General features: G+C 36.7%; 15 protein-coding genes. 11 read left to right on the top strand and 4 right to left on the bottom strand.

Annotation, left to right across the window (positions count from 1 at the left end):
- Positions 1-98 precede the first annotated feature (98 nt).
- Entirely contained in the window at positions 99-3,380 is a 3,282-nt protein-coding gene (locus HMPREF1514_RS06040) for a polysaccharide lyase family 8 super-sandwich domain-containing protein (protein ID WP_037598003.1), read from the top strand.
- A gap of 318 nt (positions 3,381-3,698) precedes the next feature.
- Entirely contained in the window at positions 3,699-5,726 is a 2,028-nt protein-coding gene (locus HMPREF1514_RS06035) for a SpaA isopeptide-forming pilin-related protein (protein ID WP_037598000.1), read from the top strand.
- Positions 5,727-5,877: 151 nt separating this feature from the next.
- Here HMPREF1514_RS06035 and HMPREF1514_RS06030 read toward each other — a convergent pair whose 3' ends face one another.
- From HMPREF1514_RS06030 to HMPREF1514_RS06015, 4 genes are read right to left on the bottom strand one after another with little or no spacing between them, the layout of a single operon-like run.
- Positions 5,878-6,507, bottom strand: coding sequence for a bifunctional 4-hydroxy-2-oxoglutarate aldolase/2-dehydro-3-deoxy-phosphogluconate aldolase (locus HMPREF1514_RS06030; RefSeq protein ID WP_037597998.1), 630 nt, complete (start codon positions 6,505-6,507; stop codon positions 5,878-5,880).
- A 9-nt stretch (positions 6,508-6,516) separates the two neighbouring features.
- Positions 6,517-7,518 (bottom strand): sugar kinase, encoded by a 1,002-nt coding sequence (locus tag HMPREF1514_RS06025; protein ID WP_037597994.1) that lies wholly within the window; start codon positions 7,516-7,518, stop codon positions 6,517-6,519.
- A gap of 31 nt (positions 7,519-7,549) precedes the next feature.
- Positions 7,550-8,191 carry an RpiB/LacA/LacB family sugar-phosphate isomerase gene (locus HMPREF1514_RS06020; protein ID WP_009569354.1) on the bottom strand — a complete coding sequence of 214 codons (642 nt, stop codon included), beginning with the start codon at positions 8,189-8,191 and terminating at the stop codon, positions 7,550-7,552.
- Positions 8,192-8,206: 15 nt separating this feature from the next.
- Positions 8,207-9,022, bottom strand: coding sequence for a gluconate 5-dehydrogenase (locus tag HMPREF1514_RS06015; protein WP_003035431.1), 816 nt, complete (start codon positions 9,020-9,022; stop codon positions 8,207-8,209).
- Positions 9,023-9,311: 289 nt separating this feature from the next.
- On the opposite strand from HMPREF1514_RS06015, the gene HMPREF1514_RS06010 reads away from it, so the two are divergent.
- From HMPREF1514_RS06010 to HMPREF1514_RS05970, 9 genes are all read left to right on the top strand, one after another.
- Positions 9,312-9,746, top strand: a complete 435-nt coding sequence (locus HMPREF1514_RS06010; RefSeq protein ID WP_003035587.1) for a PTS sugar transporter subunit IIA — start codon at positions 9,312-9,314, stop codon at positions 9,744-9,746.
- 13 nt (positions 9,747-9,759) lie between these two features.
- Positions 9,760-10,950 carry a glycoside hydrolase family 88 protein gene (locus HMPREF1514_RS06005; RefSeq protein ID WP_037598206.1) on the top strand — a complete coding sequence of 397 codons (1,191 nt, stop codon included), beginning with the start codon at positions 9,760-9,762 and terminating at the stop codon, positions 10,948-10,950.
- 10 nt (positions 10,951-10,960) lie between these two features.
- Positions 10,961-11,452, top strand: a complete 492-nt coding sequence (locus HMPREF1514_RS06000; protein WP_025271640.1) for a PTS sugar transporter subunit IIB — start codon at positions 10,961-10,963, stop codon at positions 11,450-11,452.
- Positions 11,453-11,468: 16 nt separating this feature from the next.
- The gene (locus HMPREF1514_RS05995; protein WP_003070605.1) at positions 11,469-12,248 is read left to right on the top strand and encodes a PTS mannose/fructose/sorbose/N-acetylgalactosamine transporter subunit IIC; all 780 of its coding nucleotides are present in this window, start codon (positions 11,469-11,471) and stop codon (positions 12,246-12,248) included.
- On the top strand, positions 12,235-13,050 hold the full coding sequence (locus HMPREF1514_RS05990) for a PTS system mannose/fructose/sorbose family transporter subunit IID (protein WP_003035586.1): 816 nt from the start codon (positions 12,235-12,237) through the stop codon (positions 13,048-13,050). Before HMPREF1514_RS05995 ends, HMPREF1514_RS05990 begins: the two co-directional genes overlap by 14 nt.
- A complete protein-coding gene (locus HMPREF1514_RS05985; RefSeq protein WP_003035584.1) occupies positions 13,050-13,358 on the top strand; it encodes a preprotein translocase subunit YajC in 309 nt (102 codons plus the stop codon). Before HMPREF1514_RS05990 ends, HMPREF1514_RS05985 begins: the two co-directional genes overlap by 1 nt.
- Before the next feature lie 261 nt (positions 13,359-13,619).
- Positions 13,620-15,518 carry a heparinase II/III domain-containing protein gene (locus tag HMPREF1514_RS05980; protein WP_037597988.1) on the top strand — a complete coding sequence of 633 codons (1,899 nt, stop codon included), beginning with the start codon at positions 13,620-13,622 and terminating at the stop codon, positions 15,516-15,518.
- A gap of 82 nt (positions 15,519-15,600) precedes the next feature.
- Positions 15,601-16,605, top strand: a complete 1,005-nt coding sequence (locus tag HMPREF1514_RS05975; RefSeq protein WP_037597987.1) for a LacI family DNA-binding transcriptional regulator — start codon at positions 15,601-15,603, stop codon at positions 16,603-16,605.
- A gap of 111 nt (positions 16,606-16,716) precedes the next feature.
- Positions 16,717-16,983 (top strand): ACT domain-containing protein, encoded by a 267-nt coding sequence (locus HMPREF1514_RS05970; RefSeq protein WP_003035507.1) that lies wholly within the window; start codon positions 16,717-16,719, stop codon positions 16,981-16,983.
- Positions 16,984-16,993: the final 10 nt, after the last annotated feature.

Raw genomic sequence — 16,993 nt, 5'->3', positions numbered from 1 at the left:
TAAAAATGATATGCTTTATATAAACCGGTTTACTAACAAAAAGAGATGTACTGAATAATCCTCTCAATGATTGAAATTTATATGTATAGGAGTTGAATATGAATTCAGAAATTAGAAATCATTTTGTATCGAAAAAGTTGCTTATTTCCATTTCATCTGTGCTTTTATCTGGAATCTTATTGGTGAATGCTTCGACGATTGTTAGAGCAGATGAAGCAACAATTAATCCATCTCAGAACTCTGGAGTAACTTCACAAGCAGATACTCAGATAGAGAAAATTACAGAAGAGACAAACCAACAGAGCATGGTAAATCAAGCTACTTATAATCTTTTGAAAAATGGAGATTTTAGTCAGTTAGAAGATAAGCAAGGTTATTGGACAGGGACAAAGGCTATTGGTTGGACAGCTTGGATAGACAACAATTACAAAGACAATACTCCTTCTAGAAAGATAGAAGTGATTGATCAAGCTGTTATGCTGTCTAGTTCGGAACCTTTTCGAGCAGTTGTGCATCAGGAGCTAACTGTTGATGCCAGCAAAAAATACAAACTCCGTTTTAAAATCAAAGCAGAAAATAAAACTGGTGCAGCTTATGTTCGTATCATTGAAGGAGAGGGGACTCAGAAGAATCTTTGGTATTCTGAAAAAATATCAGGAACAACCGATTGGAAAGTGTTGGAAAAAGATTATGTTCCCCTTTCAGCTGCTAAAAAAATTAAAATAGAGTTGTTTTATGATAAAGGAACGGGCTCAGTTTCTTTTAAAGATGTTGAATTAGTAGAAAATGGAAATAAGGTGGAAGAAAAACCGCAGGAAACAGAAAAGGGAATAGAAGATAAGATTGATCTTCCATTAGGGAAAAAATATGTTTTAAACAAAGTGGAATATAATTATTCAATAGAAAATAGTACAATAGCCTCTGTAAAAAATGGAATTGTTGAACCACTAAAAGAAGGTCTGACGAATATTAAAGTTGAAAAAGACGGCAAAGTCGTAAAGACAATTCCTTTAACGGTAACGAGGTCTGCTAAAGATCAATATAGTCAACTGTTGGAAGACTGGAATGATATTATTGCAGGTAATCGCTATTTCAATCCAAAAGATCCATACATGTCTACTTTTAACAAAGAATTAGAGGACAAAGTAACAGAAAACTTGAAAACAATCTCATCCAAAGAAAATCGAACTTACTTATGGGAAAAATTAGCAAACTATGAAACTTCTTCTAACTTGACAGCAACTTATCGCAAGTTAGAAGAAATGGCAAAGCAGATCACGAATCCTCACTCTAGCTATTATCAAGATGCCAATGTTATCCGTACTGTTCGAGAGGCTATGGAATGGCTTCATAAAAATGTATACAATAGCTCTAAAAATATCGTTGGAAATTGGTGGGACTACGAGATTGGTACACCAAGAGCCATTAACAATACACTGTCTTTGATGCAGGAATATTTTTCAAATGATGAAATAAAAACGTATACTGATGTTATTGAAAAATTCGTACCAGATCCAGAGTATTTCCGGAAAACAACTACGCCATTTAAAGCCTTAGGTGGTAACTTAGTAGATATGGGACGTGTAAAAATCATTGCAGGCCTGTTGCGCAAAGATACGCAAGAAGTTGCTGCTACGATTCGTTCCATTGAGCAAGTTTTCACTTTGGTAAATAGTGGTGAAGGCTTCTATCCAGACGGCTCTTATATCGATCATACCAATGTTGCTTATACAGGAGCTTATGGCAATGTTTTAATTGATGGGCTTTCTCAATTGTTGCCGATTATTCAAAAAACTTCAACTCCTATAGCAACAGAAAAAATGAAGACCATGTATCATTGGATTGACAAATCATTCTTGCCTTTGATCGTTCATGGAGAGCTAATGGATTTGAGTCGCGGACGTTCTATTAGTCGTGCTAATAGTGAAGATCATGTGGCAGCAGTTGAAGTACTTCGAGGCATTCATCGAATTGCAGAAATGTCAGATGAAGCAACAAAACAAAAATTGAAATCAATTATTAAGACGATTATCCAATCCGATACGTTCTATAATGTATTTAACAATTTGAAAACATATCGTGATATTAGCCTGATGGAAAATCTGTTAAATGATGCCTCTGTAGCAACAATCTCAAGAGAGAGTTACTTATCAGCTTTTAATGCAATGGATAAATTAGCTTTGTATCATGCTGAAAAAGATTTTGGCTTCGGCTTGTCTATGTTCTCCAGCCGAACCAAAAATTATGAAGGAATGAACAAGGAAAACAGAAAAGGTTGGTATACAGGAGATGGCATGTTCTATCTTTATAATGGAGATTTGAGCCATTATAGTAATCATTATTGGGCGACTGTTAATCCGTATAAATTGCCAGGAACGACCGAAACGTCTGCTCCTAGAGAAGATGATTCTGGTCAAGGCGTGCTGCCATCTGGTTTTGTAGGGACAAACAAGCTAGATGAAAAAAATGCGACAGCAGCTATGGATTTTACAAATTGGAACAAAACATTGACAGCACATAAGAGTTGGTTTATGTTAAATGGTAACATAGCTTTTCTTGGAAGTGCCATTCAAAACCGTTCAAATGATACAGTCTCAACCACCATTGAGCAAAGAAAAGAAAACCCAGAAAGTCCTTACAAAGTATATGTTAATGATAAAGAAGAAGGTTTAGCGGACAAAGAAAATCCGTATAATGCGACGAAGAGTGTCTTTCTAGAGTCAAACGACAAAAATAAAAATATCGGTTATTTCTTCTTTAAAAAGACAGACATTACAATGATGAAGAGGATTCAAGAAGGGACTTGGAAAGATATCAATGCTTCTCAATCCGATGCGAAAGTGCAGAATACCTTTATTACCATTAGTCAGACTCATAAGGGAGATGGTGATAGCTATAGTTATATGATGATTCCCAATGTAGATCGTACCACCTTTAATCAAATGGTGAAAGATTTGGAAGGCGCTCTCCTTAAAAATAATGATAAATTGCAAGCTGTTTATGATGCTCAACAACAAGTTTGGGGCATTGTGAAATATGATGATTCTGTTTCGACTATTTCAGACCGATTCCAAGTAAGAAAACGAGGATTGTACACTATTAGAAAAGAAGACAATGAATACAAAGTTTCGTACTATAATCCAGAAACAAAAAGCTCTGCTAGTAAAGACGAGGTCTTTAAAGAATTAGCAATAGCAAAACCAACTGATGAAAATTCATCAAAAAATAAGGGAAAGAAAATGAAAGAAAGTGAGACTGAGACAGCACTTCCTAAAGGAAAAAAGAAAACTCTTCCTCAAACGGGAGAAGGAGCTACTGTTTTACCCCTTTTGGGCATATTATTGGTGGGAAGTGGTTACGTTGTTCTTCGGCTGAAATAAATCTCCAAAAGCTGAAAATCAATTGATTTGATTTTCGGCTTTTTGTTTTTACTTCATTCATAGTCATGATAATAAAAAAATAGAATTTTTACATAGAATTATATGTTCGTTACTCGTTTTAAATTCAGGGAACTATATAGCACTTTATCCTAATCACAACATATAGTATCTTAAAATAAGATTTTTGTAAATTTGACAACTATACTTTGTAGTTGTGTAAACAGGTATATCATTTCCTAAATTTATTTATTATATGGTATAATAAATAAGGATGATCTCTAAAAAATGATAAATATAATCTATTGATAGGAGGATAAAATGTTTAAAATAAAAAGAAGAACAAATAAGATTATCAGAGGTGCACTATTTCTGCTAGCTCTCCTTTTTAGTTTTCACATAACGGTGAAGCAAGTAATTCATGCTAAGACGATTCCAAACGTCATCACTTCAATGAAGGTGACGGATAGTGACGGAAATCCTCTCCAAGGTGACCTTAAAAAATGGCAGGATTTTAAGGTTAGTGCAACTTTCTCGTTACCAAATAATACGGTAGCAGCTGGTGATACGACTACAATTGATTTCCCTAAACAGCTTGTTTATAACTCGCCTAATAAAAGTTTCAATATTGTAAGCAGTCAGGGAGATATTGTTGCAGTAGCAAATATTGATGCAACAAATAAAAAAATTGTTCTTACTTATACGGATTATGTTGAAAAACATTCGGATATTAAAGGGACATTTGATTTTCATGTTCGTTTTGATCATCGCGAGCATAAAGTCAACGGAAAAGTTGATTTAGAATTTAAAATTGATGGTAAGATAACGAATGCAGGGAAACCTGGTTTTGTTGGTGCAGGTGAAGCAGAAAAATTTGCAATTGTAAAGGGCGGATGGCCTTTGACCAATGATCCAGAGAGATTGGGCTATGATGTAGCGATAAACCGAACACAAGAAACCTTTAAAAATGCTGTTATTGAAGATGAGTTTGTGGGGAATGGTGTTATTGAAGCCGATTCTGTCAAGATTATCAAGGGAGTATGGCTTTATAATTCGACAACTTCCGAATGGGAATTGCAGCAAGCAGAAGATGTGACAGCTAAATTGAAGGCTAATATTATAGTAAATAAGCGAAAAGCTACTGTCAAAATTGGTGACATTGCTTCAAATGAGGGTTACTATATCAATTATAAAGTTAAATTGAATGGTGAGCCGAAGATTGGAGATGCTTTTATAAATAAGGTCAAATTAACAGCTGACAATACTGTAGATAGAACTACAGAAGTTGAGACACGATATGTAAAAGCCAATGGGAAGGCTGATGGACAAAACTTCACGATTAAGGTTAAAAAAGTTGATGCTAACGGTCAGCCTCTTTCAAATGCTGAGTTTCAAGTGATTCGCAATCGTACGAAAGAAGTGGTTGGGACTATTACAACGGATGCCAATGGTATGGGAGAATTGTCACATCTTTTGAAAGATGAATACACCTTGAAAGAGAGCAAGGCACCAGATGGTTATAAAAAAAGGGATGAAAAGTTCAAGATTTCCCCTTCTGATTTTGGAACAGAACAAACTGTTTTGAGAACGATTGTCAATCAAAAAGTAGGGAACAAGAAGATAAAAATCAGCAAGCTAAATCCAAATGGTAAAATGATTTCAGGTACCAAACTTCATGTTTACAAAGGAGAAGGAACACAGAGAGAGGTCGTTGCTTCTTGGACATCAGAGTTAGGAAAAACACATGAATTAAGTTTAGATCCTGGAATTTATACTTTTCATGAGGAAACGGCTCCTAATGGCTACAAAGCTGTCAGTGACATTGTTTTTGAGGTAACAACAGCTGGACAAGTGAATATCCTTAAAGCTAAGAATAATACGGCAACTGTCAAAAATGATAGATTAAATATTACAGATCAGTTTGATGAGGCAAGAACGAATATCTCGGTTGTGAAACATTGGGATGACAAAGATAATCAAGCTGGAAAACGTCCAAATCATATTACAGTGAATTTGCTGGCTGACGGGGAAAAGATAGAATCTCAAACGATTAAACCAAATGAAAACGGTAAATGGCGTGCAGAATTTACCAATAAACCAAAATATAAAAATGGAAAAGAAATTCATTATACCATCACTGAAGAGGTTGTTGCTTCTTATCGCTCAGAGATTAGTGGAGATACAGCATCAGGTTTTGTATTGAAAAATCTGTATGATCCATCTCAACCGCCAGCACCAAAACAAAAGATTTTACCAAGGACAGGAACGACAGTTATGGGTGCCTTGATTGTTGTAGGGTTGGTAGTTCTTAACGGGAGTATCTACTTAGCAAAACGAAAAAATAGGTAGGGTTATCTGGTTTGACAAATCGTCCTTTATAGGTGCTTTTGATAGTGTAAGATAGTTAAAACAGGCTAGGAAAATCCTAGCCTGTTTAGCTTGTATTTTTCAATAATAGATTTCTTGTTTTTCTTTTTTTAATAGAAAAGGACTAGATTTTTTACTTCAGTGCGGTATATTGTTTAGCAATTGTTGTGATCGCTTCGTAATTACCTTGGCTGGCAAGTTTGTTAAATTCTCCACCAATACCAATGGCGTCCGCACCAGCAGAAAACCAATCTGAAACATTATCCAAATTGACGCCACCTGTCACCATGATAGCTACTTGAGGAATCGGTGCTTTAACGGCAGAGATATATTTTGGACTTAGAGCACTTCCTGGAAAGAGTTTGATGATTTCACTGCCAGCTTCCAGTGCTGTGGTGATTTCTGTTAAGGTCATACAACCCGGAATATAGGGAATACTGTAGAGATTACAGATTCTTGCAGTTTCAGAGTTGAAAGAAGGAGAAACAATATAATGAGCACCTGCTAGCATTGCATCTCTTGCGGTTACAGCATCCAGTACAGTTCCAGCTCCGATACAAACACTGGCATCATCTTGATATAGGTGGTTTAGCTCTTTTATAATTTCGCCAGCGTATTGATTGGTATAAGCAACTTCAATAGCTTTGATACCACCTTTGATACAGGCGATAGATGCTTTGAGGCCTTCTTCTTTTGTCTTTCCACGAACAACAACGATAATTTTTTGTGTTTTTAATTCAATAATGATATCTGACTTAGTCATGCTATTCTCCTAACGAATAATATCTTTGGTGGTTGTTAGCAATTTTTCAATGGCTGTAGCAGATTTGCTCATACTGTCGCCAGCAAGAGTACACTTCATGGTTGCACTAGCAACAGCAAAGTCAAGTGTATCTTTTAAAGAAGCTTGCATGAGTAATTGATAGAGTGCGCCAGAAACAAAAGCATCTCCACTTCCAACGCGTTGATAGACAGCAGTTTTTAGCTGGACAGATTGCTCAAATGTATCACTGAGTGCATAAGCCTGATAGACATTTTTATCTTGTGCATCAGTGGAGCGGAACGTATGAAAAATGGCTTTAAAGGAATAGATTTCTTTTAAATGACGCATGCGATTTTCAATCTCCGCCAAACTTGCTGTTTCTTTTGGAAACATGTCAAGATCTGTTTCATCTGCCATAATTGGATCGATTCCAAAGCAATAGTCGGCATAGCGAGCGAATTTTGAAAATTCATATTTGGCTTCTAAGACAGAAATCATTTTAGTGCGCAAGTTGAGATCCATAGAAATGGTGATGTTCCTTTGCTTTGCTTCTTTCAAAAGACATAGTAGCACTTCGCGGACTTGCTCATCAATGGCAACTGTGATGCCACTGAAATGAAAATAGCTGATTCCTTTAAACAAGCAGTCCATATCCAGCATTTCAGGACGAATCTGACTGATACTGGTATGCTTACGGTCATAAAAAACTTCACTTTGGCGGCAACCAAATCCATTTTCCAGATAATAAATCCCAAGTCGGTCACCAAGTCGGAAAATAGTGCTAGTGTCGATGTCATGCTGTTTCAAAAACGTTAGGAATCGATTGCCAATTTCATTATCTGGCAATCCTGTAAAAAGTTTTGTGCAAATTCCTAAGGCCTGTAAATTACAGGCGATATTGACTTCCGATCCGCCAAAATAAGTTGTGCTGACCACTTGGTCACCAAGAGAAGCAACGTCTACAGGCGTAATTCGAATCAGTGGCTCACCAAATAGCAATAATTTCGTCATGTGTCAATTCCTTTCGGGTTGCAAAATGGATTTATGCATCAAGAAGTCCTTTTAAGTAAGCTGCGATTTCATTATCTTGGCAGTTCGCAAAGAAGTATTCTTGGAAATGTTCTCCTGCAATTGTTTCTCTCAAGAAATCTTGGTCGATGTTTTTTAGAACGCTTAGCAGGTCGTTATGGGTAATCTTTTTAACCTCGTTTAAAATACGAGCATTTCGTTGTTCAGGAATTGCTCTTTCCTTTGGATAGCCACCGCCAACTTCTTCAGCAAAAAGTCGTTCAAATATCAATTTTAGATTTAATTCTGCACCCCAGCCAAAGCCTTTTGCATAAGGGATTGAAAGAGCATTGCCACCATTTATTTGAGAGAAGAGGTAGGCGTCTGTTGGTTCGACAGCCAAGCCACAGACCACACCAGGAAAACTATTTAAAGCAACCATTGCTCCTTCACCAGTACCGCAACCGGTGATGACAAAGTCAGCAGCTTTTGTATTTAAGAGAATGGCTGCTAGTAAACCATTTTGAACATAAGTTAATTGGCTTTCGCCTTCTTTTCCATACATACCGTAGTTGTATAGTTCATATCCTTTTTTGTCAGTTGTTTCTTTTAAGGCATCATAAATAATGTGGTTTTTAGCAGCTTGACTATTTTCGTTAATTAAAGCAATTTTCATTTTTAGTCCTTCTTTCTATTCTGGTTGTTTTCCGATATAAGCTAGGATACCACCGTCAACGTAGAGAATATGTCCATTGACAAAGTCGCTAGCATCACTAGCGAGAAAAACAGCTGGTCCCATGAGGTCTTCTGGATTTCCCCAGCGTGCCGCAGGTGTTTTAGCGATGATAAATTGGTCAAATGGATGGCGTGAGCCATCTTCTTGTAATTCGCGTAATGGTGCTGTTTGAGGAGTGGCGATATAGCCAGGACCAATACCATTACACTGAATATTAGCACTGCCGTATTCTGAAGCGATGTTACGCGTTAGCATTTTGAGTCCACCTTTAGCAGCGGCGTAAGCACTAACTGTTTCGCGACCGAGCTCGCTCATCATGGAGCAAATGTTGATGATTTTTCCGTGTCCTTTTTTAATCATCGAAGGAATGACGGCTTTGGAAACAATAAACGGTGCGTTTAAGTCAATATCAATCACCTTGCGAAAATCAGCTGCACTCATTTCGCACATAGGAACTCTTCGAATGATGCCTGCATTGTTGACCAAAATATCAATAATGCCGACTTCTCGCTCAACTTGCTCAACCATTGCTTGGATACCAGCTTCATCAGTAACATCGCAAACATAACCATGTGCTGAGATTCCTGCTTCATGATAAGCAGTTAAACCTCGGTCAACTAATTCTTGGTTGATGTCATTAAAAACAATAGTGGCCCCTGCTTCAGCGTAGGCTTTGGCAATGGCAAAGCCTATTCCGTAGGAAGCTCCAGTGATAAGGGCGATTTTTCCCTTTAGAGAAAATTGTTCTATGGAGAAAATTTTTTCTGTCATATTTTATTTCCTTTCAGTTTAATAAGATTTCATTCTAACAAGATTATATTCTAGTAAACCGGTTTTGTCAACGATAAAAAATGTTTTTTTGATATTTAGTAGTGGAACCTTTGTAAAAATCTGCTTTTCGGATTTTTGAAGATAATCTACTAAATGTTAAAAAGAAATATAGATTTCAAAAGAGATGTAAGCGCTAATATTTTTTTGAAAAAAGTATTGACAAGTAAAAAACAATAGGCTACAATGGAAAATGTAAGTAAACCGGTAAACTTAAAAGAGAGGAGAATGTATGAAAATCATAGTTATAGGACATGGAAATTTCGCTACAGGGATTCATAGTTCTTTGAAATTGATTGCGGGCGAGCAAGAGAAAGTAGATGCTATTGATTTTGTGGAAGGCATGTCTGCAAATGAACTAAAAGAAAAAATTCTAGCTGCTATTACAAGCGACGAAGAGGTCTTAGTCTTGTGTGATTTATTAGGTGGAACGCCGTTTAAGGTGGCATCCACGATAATGGGAAATAGACCAGATTTGCAAATGAATGTTTTGTCAGGCTTGAATTTAGCTATGTTGCTGGAAACCGTTTTTGCGAGAATGACACTTTCATTTGATGAAGTTGCTAAAAAAGCAGTTGCAGCAGCACATGGCGGTGTTGTCAATGGCAGAGAGTTGTTTTCAGATGATTCAGAAGTAATAGAAGAAGATTTTGAGTCAGGAATTTAAAAAGGTAAAAGGAATGATTAAAAAAGTTACGATTGAAGAAATTAACACTCCTGAACGATTTGTAGAAGTTCCGCTTTTGACAAAAAATGAAGTAGAACAGGCAATTGAGAAAGTCATTCGGCAGTTAGAGATTAATCTTGATTATTTTAAGGAAGACTTCCCGACTCCCGCAACCTTTGATAATGTTTATCCAATTATGGATAATACAGAATGGACCAATGGTTTTTGGACGGGAGAACTGTGGCTGGCTTATGAATACAGTCATGATGAAAAATTTAAAGAAATAGCTCATAAAAATGTCTTGTCTTTCTTGGAACGGGTCAATAAAAGAGTAGAACTAGATCACCATGACTTAGGCTTTCTTTATACTCCATCGTGCATGAGTGAATATAAGTTGGACGGTGACCAAAATGCTAAAGAGGCTGCCTTAAAAGCAGCAGATAAGCTGATTGAACGCTATCAAGAAAAAGGAGGCTTTATTCAGGCTTGGGGTGAGTTAGGTAAGAAAGAACATTATCGTTTGATTATTGATTGTTTGCTCAATATTCAGTTGCTATTCTTTGCGTATCAAGAAACAGGTGAGCAAAAATATTATGAGATTGCAGAAAAACATTTTTATGCCTCTGTCAATAATGTCATTCGTGATGATGCCTCATCTTTTCACACATTTTACTTCGATCCTGAAACAGGTCACCCTCTAAAAGGTGTAACAAGACAAGGTTATAGCGATGATTCTTGCTGGGCAAGAGGACAATCTTGGGGTGTGTATGGTATTCCATTGACTTATCGCCATTTGAAAGATGAATCTTGTTTTGATTTATTCAAAGGTGTAACGAATTATTTCTTGAATCGCCTGCCAAAAGATCATGTTTCCTATTGGGATTTAATCTTTAGTGATGGTAGTGAACAGTCTCGTGATTCTTCTGCGACAGCTATTGCGGTCTGTGGGATTCATGAGATGCTGAAATACTTGCCGGAAGTAGATGAAGATAAAGACATTTACAAACATGCGATGCACGCTATGCTTCGCTCTCTGATAGAAGATTATGCTAGTGATCAGTACAAGCCTGGAGGAACGACGCTTCTTCATGGAGTGTACTCATGGCATTCTGGCAAAGGAGTAGATGAAGGCAATATATGGGGCGATTATTATTACTTGGAAGCTCTAATACGTTTCTATAAAGATTGGAATTTATATTGGTAGGAGGAGAGAGATGACAACACCAAATATTATTATGACCCGTGTGGATGAACGATTGATTCATGGTCAAGGACAGTTATGGGTGAAATATCTAGGCTGCAATACAGTTATCGTGGCAAATGACGAAGTGAGTACTGATAAGATTCAACAAACATTGATGAAGGCGGTTGTACCAGATTCTATTGCCATGCGCTTCTTCTCGTTGCAAAAAGTTATTGATATTATTCACAAAGCAAATCCTGCTCAAACGATATTTATTGTTTTGAAAGATATGAAAGATGCACTAACTTTGGTAAAAGGTGGTGTTCCAATTAAGGAAATCAATATTGGAAATATTCACAATGCAGAAGGAAAAGAACAGGTTACACGTTCTATTTTCCTTGGAGAAGAGGATAAGGCAGCGATTAAGGAACTGAGTCAGTCTTATCAGGTAACTTTTAATACAAAAACAACTCCAAGTGGTAATGATGGAGCTGTAGAAGTAAATATATTGGATTATATTTAAAAAAAGGAGATTCATGATGTCAATTAATTTATTTCAAGCGATTTTAATTGGTTTATGGACAGCGTTCTGTTTTAGTGGAATGCTGTTAGGGATTTATACGAACAGATGTATTGTTTTGTCATTTGGCGTAGGGATTATTTTAGGAGACCTGCCAACTGCTTTAACAATGGGAGCGATTGGTGAATTGGCTTATATGGGATTTGGTGTTGGTGCTGGAGGAACGGTTCCGCCAAATCCAATCGGACCTGGTATTTTTGGAACGTTGATGGCGATTACAAGTGCAGGAAAAGTTACGCCAGAAGCAGCACTTGCTCTATCTACTCCAATTGCCGTTGCAATTCAATTTGTACAAACTTTTGCATATACGGTACGTGCAGGTGCTCCAGAAACAGCTATGAAGCATTTGAAAAATCGTGATATGAAGAAATTCAAAATTACGTTGAATGCGACGATTTGGTTGTTTGCTGTGATTGGCTTTGCTTTGGGATGCTTGGGTGCTCTGTCAATGGATACTTTGCTGAAATTAGTAGGCTACATTCCGCCAGTATTACTTTCTGGTTTAACGGTTGCTGGTAAAATGCTTCCGGCTATTGGGTTTGCAATGATCTTATCTGTCATGGCTAAGAAAGAATTGATCCCGTTTGTATTACTAGGTTATGTTTGTGCGGCTTATCTAAAAATTCCGACAATCGGTATTGCTATTGTAGGTACAATCTTTGCTTTAATCGAATTTTACAACAAACCAAAAACAGCAGATCATGTGGTAGAGGAGGAAGCACACGATGACTGGATCTAAATTAAACAAGAATGATTATCTCAAAACATCTTTGCGGGCATTCTTTTTACAAAATGGCTTTAACTACAGCAATTATCAAGGGCTAGGGTATGCAAATGTTATGTATCCTGCTTTGAAAAAACACTATGGTGATAATCAAGAAGGTCTTTACAAAGCATTAGAAGAAAATTGTGAATTTTACAATACGAATCCTCACTTTCTACCCTTTATTACGAGTTTACACTTAGTCATGTTAGAAAATGATCGTCCCACAGAAGAAACACGTAACATTAAAATGGCATTGATGGGACCTTTGGCCGGGATTGGAGATTCACTTTCACAATTCTGCTTGGCACCACTCTTCTCCACAATCGCAGCTTCTTTTGCGAAAGATGGTTTGATTATTGGTCCAATCTTGTTTTTCTTGGCTATGAATACCATTTTGACAGGGATTAAATTATCTACTGGTTTGTATGGCTATAAGTTGGGAACAACTGTCATTGACAAACTGAGTGAGCAAATGGCGACTATTTCGCGGATTGCTAATATCATTGGTGTGACAGTTATTGCAGGTCTAGCAGCTACTTCTGTTAAGATGACAGTGCCTATTACATTTGCCGCTGGAAAAGTAAAAGCAGGTACAAATCAAAGCATCGTGAGCATTCAAGGTATGCTTGATAAAGTAGCACCAGCGCTTCTGCCAGCTCTCTTTACTCTTTTGGTTTACTATTTGATCAAAGAAAAGAAATGGACAACCTACAAACTAGTTATTTTGACAGTTATCATTGGTATTATTGGCAGCTGGCTTAAGATTTTAGCATAATGAATACGACTTTACTTTATGGAATATTGATTGTTTTGGCAGGAACTCCGATTATACTGTCAAGCATCAGTCATTTCCGTCAGCAAAAAATGCTTCAAGAACAGATGGAGCAACGAAAAACTTATCTAGCTTCTTTAACAGCTGGTGATGAAGTTCTATTACTGTCTGGAATTCATGGTAAAATTATTTCCATTCAAGATGAGTTGGTGACCTTGCAAATTGCTAAGAATGTAACGATTTATGTGGAAAAAGAAAGCATAATGGGAAAGACAAAGGAACAAGGACAGAAGTTTCCAACCTCTGATTAATGGTAAGGTGTAGCATTATATGGTATTTGAATTGATAATCTAGTAACACGAATGCTGCTTGCTTTATTTATGATGGATTGGAGATAAAAATCTCTAACCTCAAAGCATACTGTATAATAAATCAACAACTAGATGACAGATTAGGTTCTCTTCCAAGCTTAAAAAGCGAATGGAGAGAACCTAATCTGCTTTGTAGGGTAGGATAAAAGGCAGATTTCTAGAGAAGCAGAACTGTATCAACCATTTTTTAGGTAAGGAAATATGAAACAAGAACGAACTATTTTTTTTGAAGATTTTGATATAGAGTATTATCGACATTATATTCTTCGCTATCAAAAGGAAGAATATAGCCGCATTCAGCACTCCCTTGAACGAATGTTTAGCCATTATTTTTTGTTTGATGGAAATTGGGATATGGAGCCGTGCCCGAGAAAACATCAGATTCAGCCGATGAATTGGGAAGTGCTATTTGAAGAAGATCCAGAGTGGACGTACATGCTCAATCGGCAGGAGTATTTACTGAACTTTGTTATTGGTTACTTGGTCGAGGGAGACATGCGATATATTCAAAAATTGAAGTTTTTCATTTTTGATTGGATAGAGCAAGTACAGGAATTTTCTCCGCAATCTTTGACGACTAGAACCTTAGATACAGGGATTCGCTGTTTTACTTGGTTGAAAATTTTGCTGTTTTTACTGGAATTGGATTTGCTGGAAGAAAAGGAGTTGCAAATCATTTACCGCTCTCTTGAAACTCAGATTCATTTTATGAGAAGGTGTTATCGTGATAAGTATACACTCAGTAATTGGGGGATTTTGCAGACCATTCCAATGATTGCCATCTATCATTTCTTTTCAGAACAGCTCGATATTGAAGAAGAATATCTGTTTGCAATAGAAGAATTACAGCAACAGGTACAAATTCAAATTTTAGAAGATGGAACCCAGTTTGAGCAGTCTATTTTGTATCATGTAGAAGTTTATAAAGCTCTGTTAGAATTGTGTATCTTGCTACCAGAGTTGAAGCACAAGTATGCGACTTTGTTAGGGAAAATGGCTACCTACATTCAGATGATGACAGGCTTGGATGGAAAGACGATTGCTTTTGGTGATAGCGACTGTACAGATACGTGGGATATTCTGAATTTATCTGCTCTCGTTTTAGAAGATGAACAATTACTCTCATTAAAAAATTCATACTTAGATCCATATAGTTTGCTGTTGGTTGGGAGAAAAGGTGCTAATCGTTTAGCAACATTAAAAGATCAAAAACAAGGAACAAGAACTGCTTTTTTCAAGGATTCTGGTCAGGTTTGTATTCAGACGCCTCGGAGCCATTTCTTTTTCAAAAATGGACCGATGGGCAGCGCCCATGCTCACAGTGATCAAAATAGCTTTTGCCTACAGGATCAAGGCAAGCTAATTTTTGTGGATTCTGGTCGCTATACCTACAGAGAGACAGGAGAACGTTCTGTTCTAAAAAGTGCTTGGAGTCACACCGGATGTATCCTTGATGAGACACCGCCTGAAATAGTATCTGGTTCTTGGGATTACGAAAATTATCCACAATCTTTGTTTTGCGGATATCAAGAGAACGCAGCTATTCACTATGTAGAGGGGAGTTATCTGGCTTCAAATCCATCTTCTTACTTGCATACTCGGAAAATCATCATGTTGGAAGAAGGTGTTTGGCTTGTAATAGACGATATTAGATGTGCCGGAGATCATAAGTTACGAACTCAATTTATACTAGATAGTCAAGTTATCTACAGTCCAAGTCAAGTCAATGACCTTAAGATTTGGAGCGAGATTCCGCTGGTGTTAGAAAAAACATTTATTTCGAAGAAATACAATGAACTGGAAGAAAGTCATAAATTGGTCAAAATACAGAAATTTTCAGATCGAATCATTGATGCTACTCTGATTGCGGATCAATCATTTACTGTCAAGTATCATAAAGTGTATCAAACAGATGGCGGTCAACTTCCTAATGCACTTGCACTTGAAATAGAAAATGACTGCACAAATAAACTGATCTTAGTGTTAAATGATGATATTTACAAAGGAGAAAAATTATGTGTGGTCAATGGTATTAAAATGAGAGGAAAATGTGTTATCTATGACAAAAAAACTTGTACAAAAATCAGACTAAAAAGTTAGAAAAGTCTGATTTTATGGGATTTGAAGCCATCGTTTTGTGATAAAATATGTTATAATATGAGTGCTTAGGAGGGACCTTAAATTGGCAAAAAAATTGACCATAAAAGATATTGCAGAAATTGCTCAGACCTCAAAAACGACTGTTTCCTTTTACTTAAATGGTAAATATGAAAAAATGTCTCAGGAAACCAGAGAGAAAATCAAAAAGGTTATTGAAGAGACTAATTATAAGCCTAGCATTGTAGCGCGCAGCCTCAACTCCAAGCGAACCAAATTGATTGGCGTTTTGATTGGTGACATTACCAATAGTTTTTCAAATCAGATTGTCAAAGGAATTGAGGATATTGCACATCAAAATGGTTATCAGGTTATGATTGGAAATAGCAATTACAACCAAGAAAGTGAAGACAAATATATCGAAAGTATGCTTTTGTTAGGAGTGGATGGTTTCATTATTCAGCCGACTTCAAACTTTAGAAAATATTCTCGCATTATTGAGGAAAAAAAGAAGCGAATGGTCTTTTTTGATAGTCAATTGTATGAACATCGGACAAGTTGGGTCAGAACGAATAATTACGATGCAGTCTATGATGTGACACAGGCTTGTGTTGCAAAAGGTTATGAAAAATATATTCTCATCACGGCAGATATTAGCCGATTGAGTACACGGATTGAACGAGCTAGTGGCTTTATGGATGCTTTGGCAGATTCCAACTTAGAATATACAAGTTTGATTATTGAGGATGAGCACACTGACTTAGGTAAAATGAAAGAATTTTTGCAAAAAGAAGTCAATTCAGGAGAGAAAACCTTAGTTTTTGCACCAAATTGCTGGGCTTTACCACTGGTGTTTACCGTTATGAAAGATTTGGATTTTGATATACCAAATGTGGGCTTGATTGGTTTTGATAATACAGAATGGACGAGCTTATCTTCACCAAGCATCACGACAATTGTCCAACCAGCTTTTGAAGAAGGGCAGCAAGCAACGAAAATTCTGATTGATCAGATTGAAGGTCGTCATCAGGAAGAAAAGCAGCAAGTGCTGGATTGTAGTGTTCATTGGAAAGAATCGACAATCAATTGATAACGATTAAGCAAGGTTTGAGGATTAAAATTCGGATTTTTCTCTTTCAGTTTATGCAAATTTCCTTTACTTATGCTACAATAGGAAAAAGTATGTTGATTGGAGCAAAGAATGAAAGCGATTATTACGGTTGTTGGCAAGGATAGAACGGGGATTGTGGCAGGAGTGTCTAGCAAGATTGCAGAGCTTGGTTTGAATATTGATGATATTTCACAAACGGTTTTAGATGAATTTTTCACGATGATGGCAGTCGTTTCTAGTGATGAAAAGAAAGATTTCACTGTTTTGCGCGAGGAGTTTGAAGCCTTTGGCAAAACTCTCAATATTAAAATCAATATTCAAAGTGCAGCAATTTTTGATGCCATGTACAATATCTAACAGAGGTGAA

It is taken from the genome of Streptococcus sp. AS20 (assembly GCF_000524255.1).
GTDB lineage: Bacteria > Bacillota > Bacilli > Lactobacillales > Streptococcaceae > Streptococcus > Streptococcus constellatus.
Note: the sequence above shows the minus strand (reverse complement) of the source record. Positions and strands in the feature narration are given on the sequence as shown.